General features: G+C 67.2%; 4 protein-coding genes. 2 read left to right on the forward strand and 2 right to left on the reverse strand.

What is annotated here, in order from left to right; all coding sequences use genetic code 11:
* Positions 1-36: 36 nt before the first annotated feature.
* Positions 37-687 (reverse strand): nucleotide exchange factor GrpE, encoded by a 651-nt coding sequence (grpE, locus tag ACFU8Q_RS38180; protein ID WP_384463782.1) that lies wholly within the window; start codon positions 685-687, stop codon positions 37-39.
* Entirely contained in the window at positions 684-2,537 is a 1,854-nt protein-coding gene (gene dnaK / locus ACFU8Q_RS38185; RefSeq protein ID WP_361449671.1) for a molecular chaperone DnaK, read from the reverse strand. The genes grpE and dnaK overlap by 4 nt, the downstream gene beginning before the upstream one ends.
* A gap of 272 nt (positions 2,538-2,809) precedes the next feature.
* Here dnaK and ACFU8Q_RS38190 point away from each other — a divergent pair, with 272 nt between their 5' ends.
* On the forward strand, positions 2,810-3,553 hold the full coding sequence (locus ACFU8Q_RS38190; protein WP_384463787.1) for a sugar transferase: 744 nt from the start codon (positions 2,810-2,812) through the stop codon (positions 3,551-3,553).
* 102 nt (positions 3,554-3,655) lie between these two features.
* Entirely contained in the window at positions 3,656-5,923 is a 2,268-nt protein-coding gene (locus ACFU8Q_RS38195) for a (Fe-S)-binding protein (RefSeq protein ID WP_384463790.1), read from the forward strand.
* The last annotated feature ends 45 nt before the right edge of the window (positions 5,924-5,968 follow it).

The raw sequence follows: 5,968 nt of genomic DNA on the forward strand, positions 1-5,968 counted from the left end.
GCCGGGCGGTGGGCCGCGAGGTGGTCAGACGGGATGTCAGACCTCCTCGGTGCCACCGCTCTCCTCGTCGGTTGCCTTCTCTTCCTTGGCCGCGGCCGGTGTCGCACCCGGCTGGGGTTCGGCCACCGCCACCCGCGCGGGGCGGATGGTGCGCTCGCCGATCCGATACCCCGGCTGCAGGATCGCCACGCAGGTCGTCTCGGTGACGTCCGGCGCATACGAGTGCATCAGGGCTTCATGGATCGTCGGGTCGAAGGGCTCGCCCTCCTTGCCGAACTGCTGCAGGCCCAGCTTGGCGACGACCGTCTCCAGTGATTCGGCCACCGACTTGAACCCGCCCACGAGCTCGTTGTGGTCCCGGGCCCGGCCGACGTCGTCGAGCACGGGCAGGAGCTCGGACAGGAGACCCGCTACTGCGATCTCCTTGACCGTGGCCCGGTCCCGCTCGACGCGACGGCGGTAGTTCTGGTACTCGGCCTGGAGCCGCTGGAGGTCGGCCGTGCGCTCGTTGAGCGCCGTGCGGACCTGGTCCAGCTGTGCCGTCAGACCGACTGTCTGTACTCCGTCCCCGGCCGCCGGCGCCTCCTCCTCCGGAGAGGAGGGGGCGTCCTTCGGCTCAGCTCCGTCGGAGGCAGCGCCGGAGGGGACGTCGGGCTTCTCCTCGAAGCCCGGAGTCTCCTCGGTCACACCGCACCGCCCTTCGCGTCCTTCTCGTCGTCCACGATCTCGGCGTCGACGACGTCGTCGTCGGCCTTGGCCTGCTGGGCGCCCGGCTGCGGGTCGCCCTGCGGGCCACCGTCGGCCTGGGCGTTGGCGTACATCGCCTGGCCCAGCTTCTGGGAGACGGCCGCGACCTTCTCGGTGGCGGTACGGATCTCGGCGGTGTCCTCGCCCTTGAGCTTCTCCTTCAGCTCGGTGAGCGCGGTCTCCACCTCCGTCTTCACGTCACCGGGGACCTTGTCCTCGTTGTCCTTGAGGAACTTCTCCGTCTGGTAGACGAGCTGCTCGCCCTGGTTGCGGGACTCGGCGGCCTCGCGGCGGCGGTGGTCCTCCTCCGCGTACTGCTCGGCCTCCTCACGCATCCGGTTGACCTCGTCCTTCGGCAGCGAGGAGCCGCCGGTGACGGTCATCTTCTGCTCCTTGCCGGTGCCGAGGTCCTTGGCGGCGACGTGCATGATGCCGTTCGCGTCGATGTCGAACGCGACCTCGATCTGCGGGACGCCACGCGGGGCCGGCGGCAGGCCGGTCAGCTCGAACATTCCGAGCTTCTTGTTGTACGCCGCGATCTCGCGCTCGCCCTGGTAGACCTGGATCTGGACGGACGGCTGGTTGTCCTCGGCCGTCGTGAAGATCTCGGAGCGCTTGGTCGGGATCGTGGTGTTGCGCTCGATGAGCTTCGTCATGATGCCGCCCTTGGTCTCGATACCGAGGGACAGCGGGGTGACGTCGAGCAGCAGGACGTCCTTGACCTCACCCTTGAGGACACCGGCCTGGAGCGAGGCACCGATGGCGACGACCTCGTCCGGGTTCACGCCCTTGTTGGCCTCCTGGCCACCGGTCAGCTCCTTGACGAGCTCGGCGACGGCCGGCATACGGGTCGAGCCACCGACGAGAACGACGTGGTCGATCTCGGTGAGCTGGATGCCCGCGTCCTTGATGACGTTGTGGAACGGCGTCTTGCAGCGGTCCAGGAGGTCCGCGGTGAGCTGCTGGAACTGCGAGCGCGTGAGCTTCTCGTCCAGGTGCAGCGGGCCCTCGGCGGACGCCGTGATGTAGGGCAGGTTGATCGTCGTCTCGGTCGAGGACGAGAGCTCGATCTTCGCCTTCTCCGCGGCCTCGCGCAGACGCTGGAGCGCCATCTTGTCCTTGGACAGGTCGACGCCGTGCCCGTTGGCGAACTGCTTCACCAGGTAGTCGACGACGCGCTGGTCCCAGTCGTCACCACCGAGGTGGTTGTCACCGTTGGTGGCCTTCACCTCGACGACACCGTCGCCGATCTCCAGCAGCGATACGTCGAACGTGCCGCCACCGAGGTCGAAGACGAGGATCGTCTGGTCGTCCTTGTCGAGCCCGTACGCCAGCGCGGCGGCCGTCGGCTCGTTGACGATACGCAGGACGTTCAGGCCCGCGATCTCGCCGGCCTCCTTCGTCGCCTGACGCTCGGAGTCGTTGAAGTACGCGGGAACGGTGATGACCGCGTCGGTCACCTTCTCGCCCAGGTACGACTCGGCGTCCCGCTTCAGCTTCTGCAGCACGAAGGCGCTCATCTGCTGCGGGTTGAAGCTCTTGCCGTCCAGGTCGATCTTCCAGTCAGTGCCCATGTGGCGCTTGACGGAGCGGATGGTCCTGTCGACGTTGGTCACTGCCTGACGCTTGGCGACCTCGCCGACCAGCACCTCGCCGTTCTTCGCGAAGGCGACGACGGACGGCGTGGTCCTGGCGCCCTCTGCGTTGGTGATGACGGTGGGCTCGCCGCCTTCGAGAACGCTGACGACGGAGTTAGTCGTGCCCAGGTCGATGCCGACCGCACGTGCCATTTCAATTCCTCCAGCTTGACTACTTGAGTGCAACTGACTCAAGGATGCACGACGCCCGTCCCAGAGTCAACAGACTTGAGTCGAGCAGACTCAACTATCGTGCCGGTACCTCACGCGCACCGAGAGATCACCGACGACACCCACCCGTCCGCGGGCCGGGCAGCCGCCACCCATCATCGCGCCATGGGATCGTTCTGTCACAAACTGCCTTCAAGCACGCAAAACAGGCAATCGATCGGCTCGATCCGCCCGACCCCAGGCAGGTGCGAACGATGCAGAGACAGAGGCAACAGAGGCAGAGGCGCGCCCAGAGGCACAGGCAGGGACAGGGACGGAGACAGGCAGGGTGGGTACGGCGGTGGCAGTGGCCGAGGGCACGGGCATGGCAGTGGCCGTCGGCGCGGCAGTGGGAGCGGCCGTCGGCCAAGCGCGTTCTGGATCTGATCCTCGGCTCGATCCTGCTGGCCCTGGCCGCCCCCCTGCTCGCCACGGGCGCCCTCGCCCTCGCGGTGCGGCGACCCCCCGGCGGGGTGCTGACCCGGTCGCCCCGGATCGGCCTGGACGGCCACCTCTTCGTACTGTGCTCGCTGCGTACCCGGCGGCTGCGGCTGGATCTGCTCTCCCGGCTCCCGCACGTCGTACGGGGAGACCTCTCCCTGGTCGGACCGGCACCCCTGACACCGGACGCCGCTCGGGCCGCCGAAGCTGTCGGCCCGAGCACCGCCGACACCCCCACATCCGCCCTCGCCCCCGCCGCGAGACACTGGCGGCAGGAACTGAAACCGGGCCTCACCGGCCTGGCACAGGTACGTTCCCGTTCCGGAATGCCGTGGGACGAGCCCGCCCTGCTCGACCAGCACTACGCCGAGCACCACTGGGTGGGACTCGACCTGGCCATCCTGGTGCGAGCCGTGCACGCTCCCCTGTACCGGGCGGTCCACGGACTCACCCGGCACGGCAAGGCACACCTGAGCGACACAGATCACCGCCGGTGCGGCTACAGCGCGGCGGAATAAGTGGATAGTGTCAGCACAGACTGATTAAGTTACTGCTTAGTAATTGCCAGTATCCCCTTGTAGACGCTGGATCCCACCCTCGCAGGCCCGAGGAGCCCCCAAATGCAACTCGCCGCGATCATCGTGTCGCTGGTGCTGACTGTGGTCGGCGTTGCGCTCATCGCCCGAGCCGTCGCGCAGATCTACCGGTTCGTCACGCTCGGACAGCCGGTCCCGGCGGGCAGCCGCACCGACAATCCGAAGCAGCGCACGATCACCCTGGTCAAGGAGTTCCTCGGCCACACCCGGATGAACCGGTGGGGGATCGTCGGCTTCGCGCACTGGTTCGTCGCCATCGGCTTCCTGACGCTGCCGCCGACGCTGCTCCAGGCGTACGGGCAGCTCTTCAAGGCCGACTGGGTCCTGCCGATCATCGGCAACTGGCCGCCGTTCGAGATGTACACCGAGTTCATCGGTCTGATGACGACGGTCGGCATCCTCGTGCTGATCGCGATCCGGCTGCTGAACCTGCCCTCGCGGGCCGGCCGCAAGTCCCGCTTCGCGGGCTCCAAGGCCTGGCAGGCGTACTTCGTCGAGTACGTCATCCTCGTCATCGGCCTGGCGATCCTGACCCTGCGCGGTCTGGAGGGCGCGATCCACCACGTGGGCGGCTACGAGGCGTCGTACTTCATCTCGTACCCCCTGGTCCTCGCGTTCAAGGGCCTCGCGCTCGGCACACTGCAGAACCTCATCTACTTCACCGCGATGATCAAGATCGGCGTCTCGCTGATCTGGATGATCACGGTCTCGCTCAACACCAACATGGGTGTCGCCTGGCACCGCTTCCTCGGCTTCCCGAACATCTGGTTCAAGCGGAACGCGGACGGCGCGGTCGCGCTCGGCGCGCTCCAGCCGATGACGTCCGGCGGCAAGGAGATCGACTGGGAGGACCCGGCCGAGGACGCCGTCTTCGGTGTCTCCCAGGTCGAGCAGTTCTCCTGGAAGGGCATCCTCGACTTCTCCACGTGTACGGAGTGCGGTCGCTGCCAGTCGCAGTGCCCGGCCTGGAACACCGGCAAGCCACTCTCCCCGAAGCTCCTGATCATGTCCCTGCGCGACCACGCGCACGCCAAGGCCCCGTATCTGCTGGCCGGCGGCGGCAAGGACATGGAAGGCAACGAGAAGGCATCCGAGGAGCAGCTCAAGGACGTTCCGGCCGCGGCTCTCGCGGAGGCCGAGCGGCCGCTGATCGGCACGGTCGAGGAGAACGGTGTCATCGACCCGGACGTGCTGTGGTCCTGCACCACCTGCGGTGCCTGTGTCGAGCAGTGCCCGGTCGACATCGAGCACATCGACCACATCGTCGACATGCGCCGCTACCAGGTGATGATCGAGTCCGCGTTCCCGTCCGAGGCGGGCACGATGCTCAAGAACCTGGAGAAGAAGGGCAACCCCTGGGGGCTCGCCAAGAAGCAGCGCGTCGAGTGGACCAAGGAGGTCGACTTCGAGGTCCCGATCGTCGGCAAGGACGTCGAGGACCTGTCCGAGATCGACTACCTGTACTGGGTCGGCTGCGCCGGCGCTCTCGAGGACCGCGCCAAGAAGACCACCAAGGCCTTCGCGGAGCTCCTCCACATCGCGGGCGTCAAGTTCGCGATCATGGGCGGCGACGAGAAGTGCACGGGTGACTCGGCCCGCCGCCTGGGCAACGAGCCGCTGTTCCAGCAGCTCGGCCAGGAGAACGTCGCGATGCTGAACATGGCGTTCGGCGAGGATGACGACGACCCGGAGACGAAGAAGCCGAAGTCGTCGAAGAAGATCGTCGCGACCTGCCCGCACTGCTTCAACACCATCGCGAACGAGTACCCGCAGCTCGGCGGCGAGTACGAGGTCATCCACCACACCCAGCTGCTCCAGCACCTCATCGACGAGGGCAAGCTGATCCCGGTGACGCCGGTCGAGGGCCTGATCACGTACCACGACCCGTGCTACCTGGGCCGTCACAACAAGATCTACACCCCGCCGCGCGAGATCATCGCGAAGGTCCCGGGCCTCAGGAACGAGGAGATGCACCGCCACAAGGAGCGCGGCTTCTGCTGCGGCGCCGGTGGTGCCCGGATGTGGATGGAGGAGCGGATCGGCAAGCGCATCAACAACGAGCGCGTCGACGAGGCTCTGTCGCTCAACCCCGACATCGTCTCCACCGCCTGCCCGTTCTGCCTGGTCATGCTGACCGACTCGGTCAACGGCAAGAAGAACGACGGCAAGGCGAAGGAGTCGATCCAGGTGGTCGACGTATCGCAGCTGCTGCTGGACTCCGTGAAGGCCCCGGCCGACCCGGCCGGGGAGACGGAGACGGCGGACGCACCTGAGCCGGAGCCGGTGAAGTAGCTCGGGCCGTCGTGCGACAGAAGCGGCCGGACCTGCCTCGGGGGC

Source organism: Streptomyces sp. NPDC057543 (genome assembly GCF_042801895.1).
In the GTDB taxonomy this organism is placed as follows: domain Bacteria; phylum Actinomycetota; class Actinomycetes; order Streptomycetales; family Streptomycetaceae; genus Streptomyces.